General features: G+C 29.8%; 1 protein-coding gene. It reads right to left on the bottom strand.

Annotated elements, in window-relative coordinates; genetic code table 11:
• Positions 1–54: 54 nt before the first annotated feature.
• On the bottom strand, positions 55–273 hold the full coding sequence (locus DMC01_RS12825; RefSeq protein ID WP_282432325.1) for a DUF2726 domain-containing protein: 219 nt from the start codon (positions 271–273) through the stop codon (positions 55–57).
• Positions 274–410 lie beyond the last annotated feature (137 nt).

Here is a 410-nt window from a genome sequence, read left to right as displayed (position 1 = left end):
CCTTTTTGTTTTAAATTTAAAAAGCTTTGAAATTATAGCATTTATTATGCTTTATTATGAAAGTATTTGTCTTAGAGCTTGTATTATGCGTTTTTCTTCTCCACTTTGCGTGGTATTAAGCCTTAAAAGCGAGAAGTTGAATTTTGCTAAAATCTTATTTTTTAGCTCGTCTCGTTTTGTTTGCGTAGTGCTTTCGTTGTGAAAGGCAAAGCCGTCAATTTCTATGGCTAAAAGTGGCTTTTTGTCCATTTTGTGATAAATGACAAAATCAATGTGTGTATGTGGATTTTGTGTGTATTTTAAACGCTTTACATTTTATTCTGCATTATCAGTTATAAATTTTTCATAAGAATTCAAAGGCATTATGTCAATGCTAAATTCATTTTGGCTAATTTTTTCGATTATAACGC

Source organism: Campylobacter troglodytis (assembly GCF_006864425.1).
In the GTDB taxonomy this organism is placed as follows: domain Bacteria; phylum Campylobacterota; class Campylobacteria; order Campylobacterales; family Campylobacteraceae; genus Campylobacter_D; species Campylobacter_D troglodytis.
This window is presented reverse-complemented; position numbering and strand designations above follow the sequence as displayed.